Annotated in this window: 20 protein-coding genes and 1 tRNA gene; 12 read left to right on the plus strand and 9 right to left on the minus strand. The window is 49.0% G+C overall.

The window, feature by feature from the left end:
- The first annotated feature begins 98 nt into the window (after positions 1-98).
- Together NDI44_RS19465 and NDI44_RS19470 are read left to right on the plus strand one after the other, a co-directional pair.
- The gene (locus tag NDI44_RS19465) at positions 99-1,535 is read left to right on the plus strand and encodes a cation:proton antiporter (RefSeq protein WP_190410948.1); all 1,437 of its coding nucleotides are present in this window, start codon (positions 99-101) and stop codon (positions 1,533-1,535) included.
- Entirely contained in the window at positions 1,513-1,641 is a 129-nt protein-coding gene (locus NDI44_RS19470; protein ID WP_277877502.1) for a hypothetical protein, read from the plus strand. Before NDI44_RS19465 ends, NDI44_RS19470 begins: the two co-directional genes overlap by 23 nt.
- Here the strand turns inward: NDI44_RS19470 and ald are convergent.
- Positions 1,630-2,718, minus strand: a complete 1,089-nt coding sequence (ald, locus tag NDI44_RS19475; protein WP_190410949.1) for an alanine dehydrogenase — start codon at positions 2,716-2,718, stop codon at positions 1,630-1,632. The genes NDI44_RS19470 and ald overlap by 12 nt on opposite strands.
- Positions 2,719-3,099: 381 nt before the next feature.
- On the opposite strand from ald, the gene NDI44_RS19480 reads away from it, so the two are divergent.
- The 6 genes from NDI44_RS19480 (at position 3,100) to NDI44_RS19505 (ending at position 11,647) form a co-directional block, all read left to right on the plus strand.
- Positions 3,100-3,318 carry a TOBE domain-containing protein gene (locus tag NDI44_RS19480; RefSeq protein WP_190410950.1) on the plus strand — a complete coding sequence of 73 codons (219 nt, stop codon included), beginning with the start codon at positions 3,100-3,102 and terminating at the stop codon, positions 3,316-3,318.
- Positions 3,319-3,422: 104 nt separating this feature from the next.
- Positions 3,423-3,593 (plus strand): hypothetical protein, encoded by a 171-nt coding sequence (locus NDI44_RS19485; RefSeq protein ID WP_190410951.1) that lies wholly within the window; start codon positions 3,423-3,425, stop codon positions 3,591-3,593.
- A gap of 247 nt (positions 3,594-3,840) precedes the next feature.
- Entirely contained in the window at positions 3,841-4,134 is a 294-nt protein-coding gene (locus tag NDI44_RS19490) for a hypothetical protein (RefSeq protein ID WP_190410952.1), read from the plus strand.
- A gap of 27 nt (positions 4,135-4,161) precedes the next feature.
- Positions 4,162-4,596: a heavy metal-responsive transcriptional regulator gene (locus NDI44_RS19495; protein ID WP_190410953.1), complete on the plus strand. Its 435-nt coding sequence runs from the start codon at positions 4,162-4,164 to the stop codon at positions 4,594-4,596.
- Positions 4,593-5,687, plus strand: a complete 1,095-nt coding sequence (locus NDI44_RS19500) for a WD40 repeat domain-containing protein (protein ID WP_190410954.1) — start codon at positions 4,593-4,595, stop codon at positions 5,685-5,687. Before NDI44_RS19495 ends, NDI44_RS19500 begins: the two co-directional genes overlap by 4 nt.
- Before the next feature lie 92 nt (positions 5,688-5,779).
- Positions 5,780-11,647, plus strand: coding sequence for a PAS domain S-box protein (locus NDI44_RS19505; RefSeq protein ID WP_190410955.1), 5,868 nt, complete (start codon positions 5,780-5,782; stop codon positions 11,645-11,647).
- Between the two features lie 6 nt (positions 11,648-11,653).
- Here NDI44_RS19505 and NDI44_RS19510 read toward each other — a convergent pair whose 3' ends face one another.
- The 4 genes from NDI44_RS19510 to NDI44_RS19525 form a co-directional block, all read right to left on the minus strand.
- Positions 11,654-11,854 carry a hypothetical protein gene (locus tag NDI44_RS19510; RefSeq protein ID WP_190410956.1) on the minus strand — a complete coding sequence of 67 codons (201 nt, stop codon included), beginning with the start codon at positions 11,852-11,854 and terminating at the stop codon, positions 11,654-11,656.
- A gap of 22 nt (positions 11,855-11,876) precedes the next feature.
- Positions 11,877-11,960 (minus strand) — tRNA-Leu (locus NDI44_RS19515).
- A complete protein-coding gene (locus tag NDI44_RS19520; protein ID WP_190410957.1) occupies positions 11,939-12,814 on the minus strand; it encodes a M48 family metallopeptidase in 876 nt (291 codons plus the stop codon). The genes NDI44_RS19515 and NDI44_RS19520 overlap by 22 nt, the downstream gene beginning before the upstream one ends.
- Before the next feature lie 363 nt (positions 12,815-13,177).
- Positions 13,178-13,597 (minus strand): hypothetical protein, encoded by a 420-nt coding sequence (locus NDI44_RS19525; protein ID WP_190410958.1) that lies wholly within the window; start codon positions 13,595-13,597, stop codon positions 13,178-13,180.
- A gap of 9 nt (positions 13,598-13,606) precedes the next feature.
- Between NDI44_RS19525 and NDI44_RS19530 the strand changes: the two genes are divergently transcribed.
- Positions 13,607-13,777: a hypothetical protein gene (locus NDI44_RS19530; RefSeq protein WP_190410959.1), complete on the plus strand. Its 171-nt coding sequence runs from the start codon at positions 13,607-13,609 to the stop codon at positions 13,775-13,777.
- 24 nt (positions 13,778-13,801) lie between these two features.
- On the opposite strand, the gene NDI44_RS19535 is transcribed toward NDI44_RS19530, so the two are convergent.
- Positions 13,802-14,158, minus strand: coding sequence for an iron-sulfur cluster assembly accessory protein (locus tag NDI44_RS19535; protein ID WP_190410960.1), 357 nt, complete (start codon positions 14,156-14,158; stop codon positions 13,802-13,804).
- Positions 14,159-14,456: 298 nt separating this feature from the next.
- On the opposite strand from NDI44_RS19535, the gene NDI44_RS19540 reads away from it, so the two are divergent.
- The 3 genes from NDI44_RS19540 to NDI44_RS19550 all read left to right on the plus strand — a co-directional run bounded on the left by NDI44_RS19540 (position 14,457) and on the right by NDI44_RS19550 (position 18,215).
- Positions 14,457-16,109, plus strand: coding sequence for a hypothetical protein (locus NDI44_RS19540; RefSeq protein WP_190410961.1), 1,653 nt, complete (start codon positions 14,457-14,459; stop codon positions 16,107-16,109).
- Positions 16,110-16,249: 140 nt separating this feature from the next.
- Positions 16,250-17,719, plus strand: a complete 1,470-nt coding sequence (gene zds / locus NDI44_RS19545; protein WP_190410962.1) for a 9,9'-di-cis-zeta-carotene desaturase — start codon at positions 16,250-16,252, stop codon at positions 17,717-17,719.
- A 49-nt stretch (positions 17,720-17,768) separates the two neighbouring features.
- Positions 17,769-18,215: an SRPBCC family protein gene (locus NDI44_RS19550; RefSeq protein ID WP_190410963.1), complete on the plus strand. Its 447-nt coding sequence runs from the start codon at positions 17,769-17,771 to the stop codon at positions 18,213-18,215.
- A gap of 93 nt (positions 18,216-18,308) precedes the next feature.
- Here the strand turns inward: NDI44_RS19550 and NDI44_RS19555 are convergent, their stop codons facing one another.
- The 3 genes from NDI44_RS19555 to cobQ all read right to left on the minus strand — a co-directional run bounded on the left by NDI44_RS19555 (position 18,309) and on the right by cobQ (position 21,810).
- Positions 18,309-19,964 (minus strand): site-2 protease family protein, encoded by a 1,656-nt coding sequence (locus tag NDI44_RS19555; protein ID WP_190410964.1) that lies wholly within the window; start codon positions 19,962-19,964, stop codon positions 18,309-18,311.
- Positions 19,965-19,991: 27 nt separating this feature from the next.
- Positions 19,992-20,231: a 2Fe-2S iron-sulfur cluster-binding protein gene (locus NDI44_RS19560; protein WP_190410965.1), complete on the minus strand. Its 240-nt coding sequence runs from the start codon at positions 20,229-20,231 to the stop codon at positions 19,992-19,994.
- A gap of 73 nt (positions 20,232-20,304) precedes the next feature.
- Entirely contained in the window at positions 20,305-21,810 is a 1,506-nt protein-coding gene (gene cobQ / locus NDI44_RS19565; RefSeq protein ID WP_190410966.1) for a cobyric acid synthase CobQ, read from the minus strand.
- Positions 21,811-21,903 lie beyond the last annotated feature (93 nt).

A 21,903-nucleotide genomic window follows, 5' to 3' on the forward strand; every position in this document is an offset into this window, starting at 1 on the left:
TGAATCGAGGCGATCTAATGCGTCAGAAAACTAGCTGGCAATCAATTGCCTCTCATTCAAATAAGGTTTGATTCATTTTTACCACCAAAACCTAACCCATGTTTTTGAACCATACAATGACAGCTTTAAGTTCTGGGATGGCATCTCTGATTGCTCCCATGCCCTTGTTAGCAACGGTAGAGGCAGAAAATTCACCGATTGTTCTGGCTGGAGTTCTGCTGAGTTTAGTCGTGATTTATATCGCCAGTAAACTCGGCGCGGAACTCGCTAAACAATTTGATTTTCCACCCGTTCTGGGTGAACTGGTGGCAGGGGTGATTGTCGGGGTATCTGCTTTACACCTGATCGTCTTTCCCGAAAGTGGACTGTCAGCCTCAGATTCAGCGGTGATGACCGTGCTGCAATGGATTAATCATCTGTCTCCCGCAGCCCTCACGAGCGTATATGAGTCCCAGAGTGAAGTCATTTCAGTGCTGGCTGAATTGGGCGTGATTATTCTGCTATTTGAAATTGGTCTGGAATCGGATCTCAAACAACTCAAAGAAGTGGGTTCTCAAGCTGCGATAGTCGCCTGCGTGGGGGTGGCAGTTCCGTTTGCCGCTGGTACCGCTGGCTTGATGATGTTCTTTCACACACCTGCAATTCCAGCAATTTTTGCAGGCGCTGCTTTGACGGCAACTAGCATCGGAATTACGTCCAAAGTGTTGTCTGAGTTAGGACAGCTTAAATCCAAAGAAGGTCAAATCATTGTTGGTGCGGCGGTGATTGATGATGTCCTGGGAATCATTGTCTTGGCTGTTGTCGCCAGTTTAGCCAAAACGGGTGAGATTGATGTTGCTAATGTCATTTACCTGATTGTGAGTGCAACAGCGTTTCTGCTCGGTTCCATTTTGTTGGGTGGCATCTTCAACCAAACCTTCAATGTGATTGTGGAGAAATTCAAAACCCGTGGCAATGTGGTTATGCCAGCATTTATCTTTGCCTTTTTCATGGCATTTCTGGGCAGCGCGATTCATCTAGAAGCGATTTTGGGTGCTTTTGCCGCTGGCTTGGTTCTGGATGAAACCGATGCCCGCAATGAGTTGGATGAACTGGTGAAGCCAATCGCCGATCTACTGGTGCCGATCTTCTTTGTGACGGTGGGAGCGCGGGCCGATCTGGGTGTGTTGAATCCGACGGTGCCTGAGAATCGTGCCGGAATTTTGATTGCCGCATTTTTGATGGTAGTTGCCATTCTCGGCAAGGTAGTGACGGGTTGGGCGGTGTTTGGTCAGCCCGGAATTAATCGACTCGCGATCGGAGTTGGCATGATTCCACGGGGTGAAGTCGGGCTAGTGTTTGCCGGAATCGGTTCTGCGAGTGGGGTTCTGGATAAGCCGTTAGAGGTATCCATTATTATCATGGTGATTCTGACCACATTTCTGGCTCCACCGTTTCTGCGGATCGCCTTTGGTGAGCCAGTCGAACCCCCAAGCAAGGGCGAACCTGCCAGTGAGCAATCAATTTTGGTGAGTGAATCTCAGCCTACGCCGTGAGGACGCTGGGGGCGATCGCTGTACCATGAACGCCACAGATCGCGATCGCCCCACTACTAGCCTCTGGCCTATTTCCTTACCCGTAATGTCACAGTTAATCAGCTAAATCGGGAAACACTTCGCGGACGGCAGGATGAACCAGGCGGTGATTCTGTACATTGATGCCCCTTGCTAAAGCCGGGTCGAGTTCTAGAGCTTTCATCCCCTGGTTCGCCAGCTTCAGGACGTAGGGTAAAGTGCTGTTGTTCAGTCCCTGAGTAGCTGTCCAGGGAACGGCTCCCGGCATATTCGGGACGCCGTAGTGGACGACGCCTTCCTCGATGTAGATAGGATTGGTGTGGGTCGTTGGTCGCACCGTCTCGACACAACCGCCTTGATCGACTGCCACATCGACAATTACCGAACCGGGATGCATTTTTTGTACCAACTTTCGAGGGACTAAGATAGGGGCGCGACGCCCTGGAACTAAAACCGCCCCCACAAGTAAATCGGCTTCCGAAACGACCGCTTCTACTTGCAGGGAGTTACTGTAGAGCAGCTCAACTCTGGAGCCAAAGAGGGTTTCCAGATACGCCAACCGCTCGACATTCACATCCAAAATCTGGACGCGGGCACCCATGCCTACCGCCATTCGAGCTGCTTCGGTGCCAACGACACCGCCGCCTAAAATCACCACGTTACCCGGTCTGACACCGGGAATACCGCCCAGAAGAATCCCCCGACCTCCTTGCTGGCGCTCTAAAAACTGTGCCCCGAACTGTACGGAGAGGCGACCGGCGATAATGCTCATGGGGGTGAGCAGGGGCAATTTTCTATCGGGGAGTTCTACCGTTTCGTAAGCGATCGCGCTGACGCCACAATCAATCAGATGCTCGGTCAACCCCCGATCGGCTGCCAAGTGCAAATAAGTAAACAGCATCTGCCCTTTCTGGAGAAACTGGTACTCTGGCTTCAGTGGTTCTTTCACCTTAACCACCAGTTCTCGGTTCCAAGCATCCTTCGCTTCTAGGACAATTTTTGCCCCGGCAAGAATATAATCTTCATCAGAGAAGCCAGCACCATTACCAGCCGCGGATTCTACAAAAATCGCGTGACCGTTTTCACTGAGTACCCGGACGCTACTAGGACTTAACCCTACCCGAAATTCACGATCTTTGGTTTCCTTGGGAACGCCAATTTCCATTTATATACCTCAAATTGCTCGGCTATCTATTGAATTGACTATAGGTGCCACACCTGGTGACTTGTTGCATTGAGAGTTACCTCCCTGAAGGAGCGAGTGAGAAATTGGACTGACAACTTCTCAAGTAAAACGGTTTTTGGTTTGGGTAATTCGCGCATCGATCGGGAGGGGCAGCCGATCGGGAATGAGGTATCGAATGAGGTATCGATCGCTCCCCTCTCCCTTTACTCCTGAAGTCTCTTTATTCCTGAAACTCTCTCTCGCCCCTGATCCCCATCATTACTTATTTATTTAGGAGTCCCAAAAATTTTCGGATTACTTCACAAAAATGCTGCAACAATCAAGACGGCTACCTTATCCAAAGGATTTGGAAACACCAATATGACGATGCAAATTAGCGGACGGAATCAACTCAGGGGTAAAGTGACTGCGATTCAACTGGGTGATATCCTCGCCGAGGTGACAATTCAGGTGGGAGATAACTTAATTGATGCGGTGATTACTCGTCGTTCGGCAGAAAATCTGCAAATTTCAGTTGGCGATGAAGTGAGTGCCCTGATCAAGGCGACCGAAGTCATGGTGATCAAAGAGGTTGATTAGCAACTGTGTTTGCTTTGCTCTTGACTCAAGGCTTAGCACCTCTACAATAGAAGACAATCTATAACGAATTGTAAACCTCTGAAGGGGCAAGGATTGCCAAAGCCATGACACAACTTCAACCTACGACCACTCCTAAGCTGGAAGAACCTAAGTTAGGCTTCAATGATTACGCAGAGCGATTGAATGGTCGAGCCGCAATGATCGGCTTTTTGCTAATGGTGCTCATTGAATATGTCACGGGTCAAGGAGTGCTATCCTGGCTGGGCTTGCAATAAAAAAGCGCTCTTCTTTTGTCTAGTCCTTCGGAATCGGCAACCCGTACAGGCTTTCCTCGGTCTAGCACAACAAGTACAAGAATTTGTCTCAGGATACAGGATGTAGGGTTCTGCCCTTGCCGAAGGGTGGGATGAAGGATGAAGTTTAGAATCCAAAAATGATTCTGACTTCTGCCGCCTGACTCCTGACTCCTGAATGAGATAACCTGAAATTAGATTAAAGAATAACGGAATAGAGCAAGTCGTGATGAATGCTTTGTGGCCTAGATTTTTAAAGTCAGCCTATCGTAAAGAGCCAATTTCCAGCTTTGTGGTAATCGTTGGTGCTGTAGATGCAGTGATTGGCGGCGTAGATGAAAGCTGGGGTTTGTTTAGTTTCGGAGTGTTGACAGTAGGAGCAGCGATCGCTCTGCGTTGGTGGCAAACCCAGGGTAAAGAAGTCGAACCAATCCCCCAAACGGCAAAACACTTTCTTCCCCCCCCAACCTCTCGTCCTGTCCTGCCCATGCTGAGTAACTCCAAACACCATCCAAAACCGTAACCCTTTGGGTGGGAGCTTCCGAAAACCATGATTGGCACTTCTGTTTCAATTGAATGGCTTAAAATCGGTGAAGTTGCCGCTCGGAGTGGTCTGCCTGTCAAAACCATTCGCTATTACGAAGATATTGGTCTGTTAGCACCAACGGTGAAGCGGACACCTTCCGGCTATCGTCTTTTTAATCGTGAGATTGTCAATCGGCTGGCATTCATTAAGCGATCGCAAGCACTCGGACTCACTCTCAGCGAGATTCAAGAAATTTTAACAGTTCACGATCGGGGGCAGTTACCCTGCGGTGCCTTGAAGCAGCTTCTGCACGCGAAAGTAGAGGCGATCGCAGAACAAATTGAATCGCTAGAAATCCTCAAGAGCGAGCTAGAAGGGTTAATCTCTGGTTGGCAAGACCGACCGCCCGCTCACCACATCGATCATACTATCTGCCCCAATATTCAATCAGCACCATGAAACCTCCGGCTCGGAAGGCAAAAGTCAAAAGGCATTTATACAAAGAAAAAATTCTGAGTTTTGCATTTTTACCTTTTAGCTTTTATTGTTTCGCCCTTGCCAGTCAGCCTCTCCCAGCCGCCGCCAAAACAATAATCCAGGAAGCTGAAGCTGTTCCGTCTGCCCCAGCCCAAAACCTGCCTCCTGAAGCTTGGAGAAACGTTCAACTCCTCCGCACCCTCAAGGGTCACAACGCGACAATTGATTCCTTGACCTTCACCCCTGATGGAAAATTTCTGATCAGCGGGGGGAGCGACAATGACGGCAGAATAAAATTTTGGTGGGTGAGAAGTTGGAAAGAAGTGGGTAGCCTCAGGGCGCATAGTCAGGCAGTGATGACCCTTGCGATGAGTCCTAATTCAGAAATTCTGGCGAGTTGCAGCAATGACTCCTCGCTGAATTTATGGAATTGGAAGACTGGAAAATATACCCGGACTTTTCTGGATCATACGAGTAATATTCTGTCAGCGGCGATTACCTCGGATAGTGAAATGCTGGTGACGGGTGCTTTGGATGGGATTCGAGTCTGGAATTTGAGAACGCAGCGCCCGATTTACAACCTGGTGCGTTTCGATAACCAAACTTATGCAGTTGCCCCAAATCCCAATGGGGAGATTCTAGCAAGCGGCGGCAAAGATACTGCGATTAAGGTCTGGGATCTCCAGAATGGAAGATTTCTTGACTCATTGTCGGGACATAGCGGTGCAATCAGTACTTTAGCGTTCACGCCGGATGGAAGTACGCTGATCAGTGGCAGCTACGATCGCACCATCAAAGTCTGGGATTTTAATAGCGGACGATTGCTTTACACCCTTTCAGGGCATACAGGTTGGATTCGGGCGATCGCGATCGCTCCTTCTGGACAAGTTATGGCTACCGCGAGTCAGGATGGAGTCCGCTTGTGGAACTTGAGAACGGGCGAACTGATTGCTTTGCTGGTCGGACATTCCGATTGGGTGAAATCGGTTGCCTTTAGTCCTGACGGGCGAACTCTGGCGAGTGGGGGGTTTGACAGAACCATTAAAATTTGGCAAGTCGGCTCTGTTCCCTAAACATTCATTAAGTGTGCGATCGCGGCAACTTTTAGTTCGGTTTATGGGAAAACTAAGTTCAGTTCCATCTGAGACGAAGGAAGTAAACCAAAGTGTTGACTCACAATCGCGACAAAGGAAAGAGCCTAAACGGATACGAGTGGGCAGAGGCGGGTTTCTTCAATCTCTCGCTGGATCTGCTTTGTATCGCCGGACTTGATGGCTACTTCAAGCACCTGAACCCTGCCTGGGAAAAAACTCTGGGTTTTACGAAGGAAGAACTCTTAAGCCAATCGTTTATGGAGTTGGTTCACCCGGAAGATTGGGAAGCAACCATCACCGAAGCGCAGAAGCTTGCTACAGGCGCGGAAACAATCTCTTTTGAGAACCGCTACCGATGCAAAGACGGCTCCTATAAATGGCTATTATGGACTTCTGCGGTCTCCACTGAAGAAGGTTTGCTGTATGCAGTGGCTCGTGACATTAGCGATCGCAAAGCGGCTGAAGAAAAACTCCTCAATTTAAGAGCTGTCTTGGAGAATGCCGTCGAAGGAATTTCCCGGCTAGACACTCAAGGGCGCTACGTTACCGTTAATAAAGCCTACGCCAATGCAGCGGGTTACGAACCTGAAGAAATGATTGGCATGGAATGGCAGCGAACGGTTCATCCGGAAGAGATCGACAAGCTGATCGCTGCTTACCACAAAATGTTGGTGGATGGCAAGGTAGAAGCTGAAACGAGAGGCATCCGTAAAGATGGCTCTATTTTTTATAAGCAAGTGGTGATGATCTGCGATTACGACCAAGAGCAGCGATTTATCGGTCATCACTGTTTTATGAAAGACATCACCGAACGTCACCGAACCGAACAAGAGCGATCGCAATTAGCTAATCACATCCAATTGCTGCTGCAATCGACCGGGGAAGGCATCTACGGCATAGATTTACAGGGACGTTGTACCTTCATCAACAAAGCGGCGGCTCAGATGCTGGGATACCAGCCGGATGAAGTGATGGGCAAGGATATGCACGAGTTAATCCATCACAGTCGCCCCGATGGCTCCTTCTATCCCAGTGTTGAGTCTCCGATTTTTTGTGCTGTTCGCAACAGGAACAGTTGCCGGATTGACAACGAAGTTCTATGGCGGCGGGATGGAGCTGCTTTTGCTGCCGAATATTCGGCTTATCCGATTTTTGAGGGTGAGGAAATCAAAGGGGCTGTTGTCACCTTCGTTGATATCAGCGATCGCAAGTTAGCAGAGTCAGCACTCAAACAGGCGAATGAAGCCCTCGAAATCCGAGTCGAGGAACGCACCGCCCAATTAAGGCATACCCTCCAGCAGCTAGAAGACGAAATAACTGAGCGCCAGCGGGCAGAGAAAGCTTTATACAAAGAAAGAGAATTCTTAAATGCATTGCTCAATAACTTGGCAGACGGCATTGTCGCTTGTGACGCCAATGGAGTTTTAACGCTATTTAATCGAGCGACACAAGAGTTTCATGGGTTGCCGGAACAAGCTCTTCCTGCCGAGCAATGGGCTGAACATTTCGATTTATATCTGCCTGATGGGAAAACACTGATGAAAACGGAAGATATTCCGTTGTTTAGAGCGTTTCGGGGAGAGACGGTTCGGGAAGTAGAAATGATCATCGCCCCGAAGCAAGGAAAAATCCGCACCTTACTAGCTAGCGGACAAGCGATCGTTGATGCTCAAGGAAAAAAACTAGGTGCAGTCGTGGCGATGCACGACATCACCGAGCGCAAGGAAGTAGAAGCGGCTTTACAACAGAGTGAGTTACGACTCAACAGTATTCTAAATTGCCTTAAAGATTTGGTGTGGTCTATTTCAGCCACCACCTATAAAACGCTGTTTATGAACCCAGTGGCTGAGAAGTTTTATGGGCGGTCTTACTCGGAGTTCTTCAACAACTCCAACCTCTGGCTGGAGGTTATTCATTCAGAAGATCGCGAACTCGCCCTTGCCTATAACCACAGGGTTATGCAAGAGGGCAATGGTGAACTGGAGTACCGAATTATCCGACCCGATGGCGAAGTGCGATGGGTTTACAGTCGAGCCTGGATGATTTATGACGAGCACGGTACTGCTACCCGCATGGATGGTCTGTCCACCGATATCACAGATCGCAAGCAAGCCGAGGCAGCTCTGAGCGAAAGCGAGTCGCGGCTCAACAGCATTCTAAATTCGCTGAAAGACGTGGTGTGGTCTGTTTCAGCCAGCACCTTTGAAGTGCTTTACCTCAACCCAGCGACCGAGAGTGTTTATCAACGCCCAAGACAAGATTTCTTTGACAACCCCCAAGTGTGGTTTGATAGCATTCACCCCGAAGATCGCGATCGCGCCTTTGAATACAACCGTCAGGTTATAGTCGAGGGCAGCGGTGACATAGAGTACCGAATTCTCCGACCCGATGGCGAAGTTCGTTGGGTTCGTGACAAGAGCCGGGTGATTTACGATGAAACCGGGAAAGCTATTCGTATAGATGGTTTAACTTCTGACATTACCGAGCGTAAACAGGCAGAAAAAGCTCAGGCAAGACTGACCGCAATCTTAGAAGCAACACCTGACTTCGTAGGCATCGCCAATGCAGAAGGACGCGCCTTATACGTCAACAAGGCCGGTCGCCAAATGATAGGAATTGGCGAGAATGAGGATATCACAACGATGTATATCCCCGATTTCATGGCAGCTTCAGTCATCGACGGGATTCTGAACGAAGGGTGGCAGACTGTTGTCAGAGAAGGTATTTGGAGTGGCGAATCAGCGTTGCAGCACCGGGATGGCAGAGAGGTTCCTATCTCCCAGGTATGGATGAGCCATAAATTAGAAAATGGGGAGGTTGAATTTTTCTCTACGATCGCCCGCGATATCACTCCTGCTAAGCGGGCAGAGGAAGCCATCCGCCAAAGCGAAACTAGACTTGCAGAAGCTCAAAAAATTGCCCATATCGGCAGTTGGGAATTCGATCTGGCGACTGGAGAAATCGCTTGGTCGGAGGAACTATTCCGCGTGTGGGGTATGGAGCCGAACCAACCCGTACCGACTTACGAAGAGTTGGTGCAAAAAATTTATCCGGATGACCGGGAAGTTTTTGTAAAAGCAGTTGAGCTAGCAATTACTGAAGGCAAGCCCTACGAATTCGACAATCGCACTTTGCGCCCTGATGGTTCGATTGGATATATGTTCTCCAAAGGGCAACCGATTATCAACTCTGAGGGTCGGGTCATCAAGCTATTTGGAACAGGACTAGACATCACCCAGCGCAAGCAACAAGAAGAAGCCCTACGACAAAGCGAAGAACTATACCGCGCCCTTGCCCGAAATTTCCCCGACGGTTCGGTGGCTTTATTTGATAAGGACTTGCGCTACCTGCTGGCAGATGGAAGCGAATTAGCCGCCATCGGGCTTTCCAAAGAACTTATGGAAGGAAAAACCCTATGGGAGGTTTTTCCTCCAGACACCTGCGAAACTGTGGAACCGATGTATCAAGCAGCATTAGCTGGTGCCATGACGGTTTCTGAAATCCCCTATGGCGATCGCACCTATCTGTTGCAAATTCTGCCCGTCACCAACCAGCAGGGAGAAATCTTTGCGGGGATGACGTTGACGCAAAATATCAGCGATCGCAAACAGGCAGAGGAAGCGTTGCGGCAACGGGAAGAACAATTGCGCCAGATTCTTCAGAATATGCCAGTTATGATGACTGCCTTCGATGCAGACGGAAACATCACTGTCTGGAACCGCGAGTGCGAAAGGGTTGCAGGCTACAGTGCTGCGGAAATTGTTGGCAATCCCAAAGCACTGGAGTGGGTGTATCCAGATCCCGCCTATCGCACATCAATGCTGACCATATGGGCTGAACTTGGCAATAACTACCGTAACTGGGAATGGGAAATCACGGCTAAAGATGGAAGTGTCAAAACAGTAGCATGGTCGAATATCTCCGAGGGATTCCCCATTCCCGGCTGGACCACTTGGGGCATTGGTGTGGACGTAACCGAACGCAAAGCCGCTGAAGAAGCGCTAGCAGAGAAAGCTTGCTTAGCCGCGTTTCGTGCGGATGTAGACACTGCGCTGACTCAGGGCGATCGCTTGCAGGTGATACTGCAACGCTGCACCGAGGCTGTAGTCCAACATCTCGATGCCGCGTTTGCAAGGCTATGGACGCTTAACAGAGAGGAGAATGTATTGGAGTTGCAAGCGAGTGCGGGGATGTATACCCACCTTAATGGCTCTCATAGCCGCGTACCCGTTGGTCAATTCAAGATCGGCCTAATTGCCCAAGAGTGCCAGCCCCACCTGACCAACTCTGTGATTGACGATCCTCGTGTTGCTGATAAAGATTGGGCAAAAAGAGAGGGCTTGATCTCCTTCGCTGGTTATCCCCTGATTATCGAAAACCAGATATTAGGGGTTATCGCCATGTTTGCCCGGAAACCGCTTACCGAAGCTACGCTGGGGGCGCTAGAATTTGCAGCGGACGAGATTGCATTAGGTGTTAAGCGCCTACAGGCAGAGGAGGCGTTGCGACACTCGGAAGCACGATTTAGACAACTCGCTCAACGCGAGGCACTGCTCAACCGTTTGTCCAGCGATATCAGGAACTCCCTTGATGTCAGTACCATATTAGGAACGGCTGTGCAGGAGATCCGCAATTTGTTGCAGATTGACCGATGCCTGTTTCTTTGGTATCGACCATCAGCAGAACAACCAGTCTGGGAAGTGGTAAAAGAAGCGAAGATACCTACCCTGCCTAGCTTGCTGGGTCAATACCCAGCCCCAGCAAGTTCGCTAACTCAGAAGTTCACCAACTTGGAAATCCTCCAAGTTGACGATCTTGCAAACGCCAGCGATCCAGCCGAACAGGAACTCTATAGTGCTTCGGGCTACAATGCTATCCTATCGCTGCCAATTCAAGCTCCTTCTGGTGAGATTGGTGTGGTCAGTTGCATCCATCATCGTGGTTCTCGGTCTTGGAGTGGCTCGGAGGTGGAACTGCTGCAAGCGGTAACTGACCAACTCGCGATCGCGCTTTTCCAAGCCGAACTCTACACGCAAGCTCAAGACTCTGCACAGCAAGCTCAAGAAAAAGCTCACCAGCTACAGCAAACTTTGCACCAGTTGCAACAAACTCAAAGTCATCTGATTCAAAGTGAAAAAATGTCCAGCCTCGGTCAGATGGTTGCTGGTGTTGCTCACGAAATCAACAATCCTGTCAACTTCATCCACGGCAACCTCACCCACGCAAATCAATACAGCCAAGATTTACTGAATCTCCTCCAGCTTTACAAGCAGCACTATCCCAATCCAGTTCCGGAAATTCAAGATGAAATCGAGGCGATTGACCTTGATTTTGTGGTAGAAGACCTCCCGAAAATCCTGGGTTCGATGAAGATGGGGACTGACCGCATCCGTCAGATTGTTCTATCGCTGCGGAATTTCTCGCGCTTGGATGAAGCCGCCATGAAGGCAGTGGATATTCATGAAGGGATTGATAGCACCCTCCTGATCTTGCAAAATCGACTGAGAGCCGCCCCCAACTATCCCAGCATTGAAATTGTTAAAGAGTATGGCAATCTACCGCTGGTGGAATGCTACGCGGGACAGCTCAATCAAGTGTTTATGAACCTGCTCAACAATGGGATTGATGCCCTAGAAACGCAGCCCGAACCGAGAATCATTACCATTCGGACTGAAGTGGGACGTGGGAAATCCCTTCCTGACCCTTATGTTTTGATTCGGATTGCTGATAACGGCCCAGGGATGACCGAGCCAGTAAAAGCTCGCCTATTTGATCCCTTCTTTACGACTAAACCTGTAGGGAAAGGTACAGGTCTGGGATTATCCATCAGTTATCAAATTGTGGTGGAAAAGCACGGTGGCACTTTAAAATGTGTCTCCAAACCAGGACAAGGAGCGGAGTTTTGGATTGAGATTCCCATTTCTCAAGGTCTAACTTAACTGGAATTATGCATAAAAAAAGAGAGGGAAGATTAACTTCCCTCTCCTCGAATCTTGACGATTTTCAGATGCGCCCTGGTCTTTTAGCTTCTTCCGCAACATCTTCTGTTGCTTTCTAATCTGTCTTGCCCTGGCGGAGCCACCTTTCCCTTTGTCGTTTCGTCCCTCTCGGCGGGGAGATTCCCACCGCTTGAGTCGTTGAGTCATGGTCGTTCTCTTGTGTAAAGAGTGGGCAGGGAGAGAATCGAACTCTCACGATCTCACGATCGTCAGATTTTGAGTCTGATGCGTCTACCAATTTCGCCACCCGCCCTTGGGTTTAGCTTCACTATTATAGCCTATCGAATGCTGTTGTAGCAAGGCTTGATATTCTTGACTGCTAGCCCAACGGTCAATTTCCCGCGCCCGCAGGACGGGTACTGGGTGGCTGAGTTGGGCTGTCTGCGCTTGTTTGAGCATTTCACCCAGCTGATTTTTACTGATATCGTCGTAAGCTCTGGCTTGATCTAAAAAGGCTTCCAGATTCAGCTGCGGCGCAAGAATGGGTGAACCTCCAGCCAGTTTCATTAAGACGGAACTGACGACTTTAGAGTCTTGAGTGGCGAGAAGTGCAGCGCGATCGCAAGTAAATTCTGCACATCGCAGCCACTGTAGCATCTGTCCCCTCAAAGTTTCAGCGATCGCTGCACCCCAAGTCGGAATTAATCCTGCTGCTAACACCATAATATTGACGGGTGTTAGGTACACTCCATGCTCGCATTTTAGGTGTCCCAGTTCGTGGGCGATGACTGCCTGAATCTCTTCGGGTGTCAGCAAATCGATTAAAGAGGTGTGCAACACAATAAATGGCTGCTTTCCTCGCATGGCAAAGGTGTAGGCGTTTGGCGTGGGTGAGGAACGGACATACAGTTGCGGGGGTTCCAAATCTAATATTTGGCACGCTTCTAACAGCAGTTTATGCAGATGAGGCAGTTGTTGTTCGCCTACGAGGACGCCCGCCGCTATATTTTCCAAATAAAAAAACTGTTCTGCGAGGGGACCAAGCAGATTTCTGACCAGGATATCCATTCCCGGCAGTTGTTTTAAGGCGTTAGTCGCTTCTAAATCTAAGGGATGGCGAAATTTATCTGCCGAGAGACCGATTAAGGGTGTCCTTGAAGGCAACATGGAGGAAATCTCAAAAAAAAGAACTAAAACAAAAGAATTGATTGATGCGGTGCTAATCTCAGGGCGATCGTGAGATTAGATATCCCAAATTAGTATAGCGAGGGCGCTTTGTTTTTGTTTCTAAGCGGCGCATCTAACTATGATTTATTAATGCGATTTACAAAATATTGTACCTATTTTATCTTCCTCTTCGTCCACAACTGGTATACTTTTATAATGGAATAGTTTTGTTTTTTTATAACGGTTAATATTCCATTTTTTAAAATATATTATTCAGATTTAATTCAATAATTATATCCTGAAAAGCCCTAACTTTTTCAATATTTTACTTTCAAAGTTAGGGATTCTGAGGACAATTTCCAATTAGGTAAACAACCAGTTTTTTACCCGGTTTAAACCCTTCCAGTCGGGTTTTCTGGCTAATCCATCCTCAATACTTTCTTGGATATCGGGGCGTAATTCTGGATTAATCGCCAGAGATCGCTGAGCCTCTTCAATGTGTTGCCGGACGCCAGTTTTCCCTTCTTCAAGCATTGCCAGAACTAGGTTAATGTGAGCCTGGGGATCTTGGGGATTTAACTTAACAGCTTTTTGAGCGGCTTTGTAGGCCAGAGTGGCTTGATCGTCTAATAGATACAGCCAGGATAGACAAATCCAGGCAGCAGTAAGTTTGGGGGCGCGATCGCAAATATCCTTGAAAACAGGAAGCAAAGTATCCGGGCCTTCTCCCGCTTTATAGCGTTCTAGGCCATTGTCAAAAAGGTCGTTAATTGGCTCGGTCATTTCTGAAAGATGAAAGATGTTAGCGATCGCGTAGCGGATGGCGGGCTAGATAGCGACACTCTCTTCGCCGGATGCGTTATTTTACGGGGCAATGGGGGGTTGAATCCACCCTTATCTGGAAAGCAGGCGGGATACCTGCTTTCCAATCAGAAGTTTTTACAAACTGTAGGCCAAGCTTGAACTTAGACACCAAATGCAAATGACTTAGACTCCAAATGACTTACCGCAGCCACAGCTTTGAGCAGCATTGGGGTTTGTAAATTGGAAGCCACCGCCAATCATGGCATCGCTATAGTCCAGCATCAGACCATAGAGGTATAGCATACTCTTGGGATCGCAGACAATTTTGAAGCCATCGTAGTCGTAGACTTCATCGTTGTCCCGAATTTGACTAGGCTCTTCAAAATCCATCATGTACGACATTCCAGAGCAGCCACCTTGGCGGACGCCAACTCGCAGGCACAGATCCTTGCCTTGTTTCTCCCGCAGAGAGAGAACGTGTTTGAGGGCAGATTCGCTTAATTGGATACCGCGTTTTTGCGATTGAGTAGCTTGTGTCATGGCGCTCTCGACTCCTAATTTGGTGTTTTATCTAGACGACTTGAGGAAGCCAGTCCACTAGGTCAATTTTATCGAAGATTCTTAACTTAACCGCAGACCGGCGAAGCGAAAAGCTTTTTATTATTTATGTTAACGATTAGGCGTTGGGGTTAGATAGAGCGATCGCGCAAGGATTGTATTGTGGTGCTTTCATCACTGCCAAGCATTCGTTTAGAGGAGGACGGCAGAGAGGCGATTAGTATTTAAAATGAGGATCTACAAAGCGCACGGTGTGTTGTTCCCCCAGTTGGCATAGTCTATGTCTGTTCTCACTCGCTCCACGTCTCGTCGGCTGCAAACTTTACAACAAATTCCTAGCGTCTGGGAAGGCGATCGCCGTCGATTATCTGCTGGGATGGCGCAAAGCTTAGAGTCGGATACTCAGACAGACAGCGAATGCATTGTTTGGGTGGATGGCGTCGAAGGAATGGTTCGAGCGATGGATGTCGTAACTTCCGAGACTGGGCCGGAAGCCGTTGTTCGCGCCCTGCTGCGAGCAATGGAACATCCCCACAGCCCTGCCAAGCCATCCCGTCCTCAGAAAATTGTAGTCCGACACAGAGAACTTCAGTTCTACCTGCGGGGTGTTCTCCAGGATCTAGACATTGCTGTTGATTATGTACCAGAACTGCCCCTGATTGACGAACTATTTCGCGGGTTCCAAGAAATCACCAGCACTCGCCCCCCCAAACTACCGCCTGAATATGCCGAGTTACTGGTGCAAAAAGCTTATGAGATTTGGGACGATGCACCTTGGGAACTGCTTGCCGATCACCAGATTATCTCAATTGAGCTAAATCAGTGGGATGTGGAGACGCTGTACGCCTCGGTGATGGGGATGCTGGGCATGGAGTACGGCATTTTGTTGTATCGCTCTCTGGACTCTCTGAAACGGTTTCGCTCGTCGGTTTTGGCAAAAGAGTCTTTTGAGGAGCTAGAAGAAGCATTTTTAGGGCAAGATTGCTTGTTTGTCACCTTCGAGCAGGCTGAAGATTCCTTAGACGAAGATGAAGAGGACGAAGGCATTGATTTAGCTGACTTGCCGCTTTCAGAAATTCAACCCAATTTCGGAAATGTGCATCCGTTAGAGGGGATGCGACCCTTTTTATATGAGGAAGAAGCGATCGCAGTTTACGTGGCACTCGAAGCCCTCCATCGCTTTTTCCGAGCATCCAATCGGCAGCTGGCAGCAGAGAAATTCCCTACCTTGAGCAAACGCTACCGCATCGCCGCGCCGCTAGAGGCGGATCTGCAAAAATCGATTCCCGTTAAGGTGGCAACGGTTCCCGATGTGGCGACGGAACTGTTTGACATGGCAGAGGTGGCAGGGTTGGCAGAGGAGGAAGACAGCGATCTCGAAGAGATGATGCTGCCCCTGCGGGATGACTTAGTGCCCAAAGATTCTTTCCTCAGCTTGGGGATGATGACTTGGGAGAAAGTAGAGTTGCTGCGTAAAACCGTTGATTGCTATCAAGCGAAGGAAGCGATCGCGGCGGGAGAGGGAATGCCAGTGGTTTTGATTCAAACTTCCCGTCCCAAGGCAAAGGAATTGATTGAGCAAATCCAAAGCGCGGGAGGGTTAAAGGGAATTTGCTTTAATCCGGGAGAAGATCCTTTTGAAGGTGATCGCTATGACTTGGGAATTCTCCAAACAGAAAATGGCAATATGTACCTGTTTGGAGAATTTCAAGAAGACGATCCGATTCATAGCGAAGCTCGTCGCAAATGGGATCAGCGTTGTAAGAAAACCAAAGGCTACTGCGGCTTGATTGTGGCTAGGGGGCTAAAAGGCGCATCTAGGGGAAATCCTCAGCTAGGCGACATGATGGCTTTATTTGAAGCGCGATCGCTCTCTAGTAAAGATTTAGGATTGGGGATGCTCCAGCTGATGCCCCAGTTTGAGTTCGAGTAAAGCGGCAAAGGGCTAGAGGAGATGGGGAATTCGCCGTGAGCGATCGCCAATACCCAATTCCTTAATCCAGGCGATGAAAATCGGTAATCTTCTGCTGTCACCTGTTAAACTTTGTAAAGAAATTGAGAAGGACAGATGGCATGCGGGTTGCAATCGTCGGGGCAGGATTGGCTGGAATGGCAGCGGCAGTCGATTTAGTCGATGCCGGTTGCGAAGTCGAAATCTTTGAGTCTCGTCCGTTTGTGGGGGGTAAGGTCGGCAGTTGGGTGGATGCCGACGGCAATCACGTTGAGATGGGATTGCACGTCTTTTTTGGGAACTACTACCAGCTATTTGAATTGATGAAGAAGGTGGGGGCAGGTGACAATTTGCGCCTGAAAGAACATATCCACACCTTTATCAATCAAGGCGGCGTCACAGGTGCCTTGGATTTCCGCTTCATCACGGGTGCGCCTTTCAACGGATTAAAAGCATTTTTCACAACATCGCAGCTGTCGTTGCAGGATAAAGTACAGAATGCGATCGCCCTTGGCAGCAGTACCATCGTGCGCGGCTTGGTAGACTTCGAGGGTTCGATGAAAACAATTCGCGCTCTCGATAAAATTAGCTTTGCCGATTGGTTTCGCAGTCACGGTGGCAGTAATGGCAGCATCAAGCGGATGTGGAACCCAATTGCTTATGCACTTGGATTCATCGATTGCGAAAATATTTCTGCTCGTTGTATGCTGACCATCTTTCAGATGTTTGCTGCTAGAACCGAGGCATCGGTGCTGCGAATGCTGGAAGGTTCTCCCTCCGAGTATCTGCACAAGCCGATTATTGAATACATAGAAGCCCGAGGCGCGAAAATTCACACTCGTCGCCGGGTAAGAGAAATTCAATATACTGGCGAAGGCAATGAGACGCGAGTAACTGGCTTACTGATTGCTAAAGGCGAAACTGAAGAAACCATCACCGCCGATGCTTATGTCTGCGCCTGCGACGTGCCCGGAATTCAGCGCGTTTTGCCGCAAGCGTGGCGTCAATGGTCGGAATTTGACAATATTTATAAGCTGGATACAGTGCCCGTCGCGACAGTGCAGCTGCGGTTTGATGGCTGGGTGACTGAGTTGCACGATGCCGAAGAAAGACACCAAGTGCATCATGCTGCCGGAATTGATAATCTGCTTTATACAGCGGATGCCGACTTTTCCTGCTTTGCAGATTTAGCTTTAACGAGTCCCTCTGATTATTACCGCGAAGGACAAGGTTCGCTGTTGCAGTTGGTGCTAACGCCGGGAGATCCGTTTATCAAGGAAAGTAACGAAGCGATCGCTCAACACGTCCTCAAGCAAGTACACGAGCTATTCCCTTCCTCCCGCGATTTGAACATGACTTGGTACAGTGTGGTGAAGCTGGCTCAGTCTCTCTATCGCGAAGCCCCTGGCATGGACCCCTATCGTCCTCCTCAGAAGACGCCAATCGCCAATTTCTTCCTTGCAGGTAGCTATACTCAGCAAGATTACATCGATAGTATGGAAGGGGCAACCCTGTCTGGGCGTCAGGCAGCAAAAGCGATTTTAGAAAATGTGCAGGAAATAAAGGGTAAGAGCCAACTGTCGGCGGTTTAGACGAATAAACCGCAAAAACGCGGCTATAGCAGAGGAAGAAAAGAAGTAAATGGCTGAGTGGCTAGAGCATAGCGTGCAGGTAGAGGTGCCGGTTCCCATTGATGAGGTGTGGAACCTTTGGTCCGATCTGGAGCAAATGCCTCGATGGATGAAGTGGATTGACTCGGTTACAGTTCTGGATAATGACCCAACCTTGTCGCGCTGGAAACTTGCCACGGGTGGCTTAGAATTCACTTGGCTTGCCCGTATCGTCAAAAAGGTGCCTAACCAGATTATCCAATGGGAATCTGTTGGTGGATTACCCAATCGGGGTGCGATTCGCTTTTATGACCGGCACGGCAGTAGCATTGTTAAGCTAACGGTGGCTTACGCCATTCCAGGCTGGTTGGGCAGGTTAATGGATAATCTCTTCCTGGGGCGCGTTGTCGAATCCACGATTCAAGCTGATTTGGATCGGTTTCGAGAATACGCGATTAAATCCCAAGGGAATACTTAGTAGTAATCACCCCTTCTTAAAAGCTGAGAGAGATTTTAGAGGGAGATATTAAGAAAAAAACGCAAATGCGATCGCATTTTCCATCTTCGCGGTTCAAGAACTTTGCGGTAGCAGCGTGACAAACGCAATCACCAATCCGCCAAATAAGCACATCAAATACACGCCTAACAACAACAGCCTGGTTCCCCAACTGGAATGGGATTCCCGACAGCGTTGGGCAATATCTTTGACCATTCTGTACTTCTGAGCAAACGGTAGGGAACCGTAACCAGACTTTTTGAGCGTCAGGAAAATAGCCATCAGTACGCTATCAGAATCGTCAGTTGATTGGGGCAGTTCTCGCCGCAGGATCTTCAGAATCTTGGCACTGCGAAAGCTAGCAGGGATGCTAAACGCAATCAAAAATCCGAGGAAAAGAAAAATACCAGTCCCCGGACTCATGCCGATAAAAACTAGCAACCCGACGGCGAAAAGTTTGAACAAAACATCGGTGTAGGGATGGCGGGAAAATATTAATAAATCTAGGATGCGTCCTCCATCCAAGGGCAAGATAGGAAGTAGATTAAAGTAGTTAATAATGACCAGAAAGCTGATTACTTCTTGCAACCCTAGGGAACGCTGGAGAGAATCGGGAATTGCCAGCGCGATCGCAACTCCTAAGATTATCCCCGGAACCGGCCCCGCCAGCAAAACTAGAAATTTTTCCCGAATCGTCGCATTGTCTTTGCGTCCGGAAGCCGCAGCACCAAATAAGGGCAAGAAGAAAATCGATGTATCTTTATAGCCACAGCCTCTCATCGTCAAAAAGTGCCCTAGTTCGTGCAAAAACAGGACGCCGATGAGAATCAGCAGTGTCTGCAAGTCGAAAAATGGCGTGAACGAGATAGCAAACACGACCAAACTGCCAAGCAACAACCACGACTTTATCCCCTTTCTGGCACGTCCCCGTTCGATTCGTTCCATGCGGCGGAATCCCTCCACTTCCACCGCCGAAGGAATCTCCACATACCGATAGGGTTCTGTTTTTGCCTTTTGCGTCCACTTTTTGACCAGAGTTGTATACTTGCCGCTATCCCGCCCCATCTTGATAGCTGTTTTCATCGCAGCACTGAGATTGAGTTCTAGCAGTTCCGTTCCTCTAATCGGTGACAGCTGCCCTGATTTCACCAAGCTGTCTATGTAGGTGACATGATGCGATCGCAATCTCTCAATAAACGCTTTTGATGACATCGCGACGGGCGTTTTTGCAAGTGCCAAATGCTCAAGCTTGCCTTGATGGACTTGCCACTGCTCTTGGGTTTCCACCGCGTAAGGATCTTGGAGAATGGTATTGGGTATTTCTCCAATCACCCCGAAAGCCTGTCCATTCATCGTGTGTAATAGGAGACCATCCTCAAAAAAGGTAAGAAACTCGATCGTAAACAGCCTCACCGATTCCGGTAGGCTACGAATGTTTACATTAGCGAATGTTTTAAATGCCTCGTTGTATAGCACCATCCCCCAGCTTTTCGAGACATCCAGGTAAATGTCATTAAAGCTGAAATAGGAATGGAACTGAAACCCTAGCTTTTCAAGTTCTGGCAACGGAATCTCAAATAAATCTTTGATATAAGTAGGGATTTCCTCGCCGCTCCGAATTTCGTAATCGATGTACTGTAGAGTCAAGCCTAAAAGTCGCTGAAAAAAAATCAAGTAGCGGCACGCTACTAGCAACCCATAGACTGCTAATCCGTAAAGCAAATATTCCATTAACGGCCCAACCCTGTGTGTAGTTTGCTACCAGGCGGGGTCAACGTAGAGATTGATTGTTAATTGTTCGCACCCTGCCGGTACTGCTGTGATACAAGCACAGATGGTATGTCCGTCCGCTACCTCCACTTCGCAGGCGTGACACGAACCCATCAGGCACCCGGTGGGAATGAACACCCCAGCCCGTTCTGCTACCTGTAATAACGCTTCTCCTACCTCAGCGTCAACCGCAATCTCGTCAGGTAAAAAAAGTACACTTACGCTCATCAGTAGTTGGTAATGGGTAATGGGTATTTGCTAATGGGTAATGGGTGAAAAGCAATGACCCATTACCCATGCCTTAAGACAAAATAGGGTTTAAATCTAGGTGAGCTTCCACCGTATCTGCCAGCGAATCCAGAATGGTTTCTCGGTGTTCGCGGTAGTTGGCGACGCCTGTGGGGAGAGATGGAAGTCCCCGTTGCTGCCGTAGGTGATTTAACCAGGCTCTTCGCCAAGGGCCATTATCAAAAAGACCGTGGAGATAAGTGCCCACAACGGATTGAGTAGCATCGACAATCCCTAAACTCGGATCGTCAAATAGGGTTTTGTAGGAGTATTGCTTGGGTGCGTGTCCGGATGCCCCCATTCCTTCCTCTGAATCCAACAGCCGCGTGCGCCCTTGATGGATTTCATAACCGGCGACGGGTAAACCAGTTTGAGGATAGTTAGAAGTTACGAGTCGTTGGCGGGCAATTTTTTGGGCGGTAATTACGGTTTTTACGGGTAACAATTCCAGACCTTTGTAACGTCCGGTTTCACCTTCAATTCCTTCAGGATCGGCTAAAAATTTGCCTAGCATCTGGAAACCGCCGCAGATTCCCAGAATAGTACCGCCTGCTGCGGCGTAATTTTGAATTGCCTGCGCCATGCCGGTTTTTTGCAGCAGCATCAAGTCAGCGATGGTGGTTTTGGAACCTGGAATAATCACGGCATCCGGATGTCCCAAGGGTTCTCTGGGGCTAATGTATTTCACCGTAACGCTGGATTCTGCTTCTAGGGGGTCAAAATCGGTGAAGTTAGAAATCCGGGGAAGGCGGATGATGGCAATGGTGAGATCGCTGTGAGATTTGGTCGTGCGACGCTCAAACAAATCTAGGGAATCTTCGGCGGGCAAAGCTTGATCGATCCAGGGAATGACACCTGCAACGGGAATGCCGGTGCGTTCTTCTAGCCAGGTGATGCCGGAGTCTAAGAGCGATCGCTGTCCTCGGAATTTATTAATGACAATCCCCTTAATCAGCGCCCGTTCTTCCTTCTCCAGCAACTCCAGAGTACCCACTACATGGGCAAAAGCGCCCCCCCGGTCGATATCCACGACCAGCAAGGTTGAGGCATTTAAATGCTTCGCGACCCGCATATTCGCCATGTCGCGGTGCTTAAGGTTAATCTCCGCTGGGCTACCCGCTCCCTCACAGACCAGTAAGTCAAATTCTTCGGAAAGACGTTGCAGCGATTCTTCAATTGCCTGCCAACCTATATCAAAATACTGCTCGTAGTACTCCGCAGCACCCACTTGCCCGACGGATCTGCCCTTGATAATCACCTGGGAAGTCATGTCCCCTTGGGGCTTGAGTAAAATTGGGTTCATCTCCACCCAGGGCGTTACTCCCGCAGCCCAAGCTTGCACTGCCTGGGCATAACCAATTTCTCCTCCAGTGGGCGTTACGTAAGCATTCAGCGCCATATTCTGCGCTTTAAAGGGAGATACTCGCCAGCCGCGCCGAGATAGAATCCGGCAAAGTGCTGCGGTTAGTAGAGATTTTCCTGCGTGGGATGTGGTTCCCACGACCATAATCGCTTTCATTTTAATAGTTTGGGGTTATAGGGAAGAGCAGGCAAGCAGGCAAGCAGGCGAAAGGCACAAAACAGGGGGGCAGGGAAAAATTCTTACTCAGTC

It is taken from the genome of Trichocoleus sp. DQ-A3, from assembly GCF_039961975.1.
Lineage (GTDB): Bacteria > Cyanobacteriota > Cyanobacteriia > Cyanobacteriales > FACHB-T130 > FACHB-T130.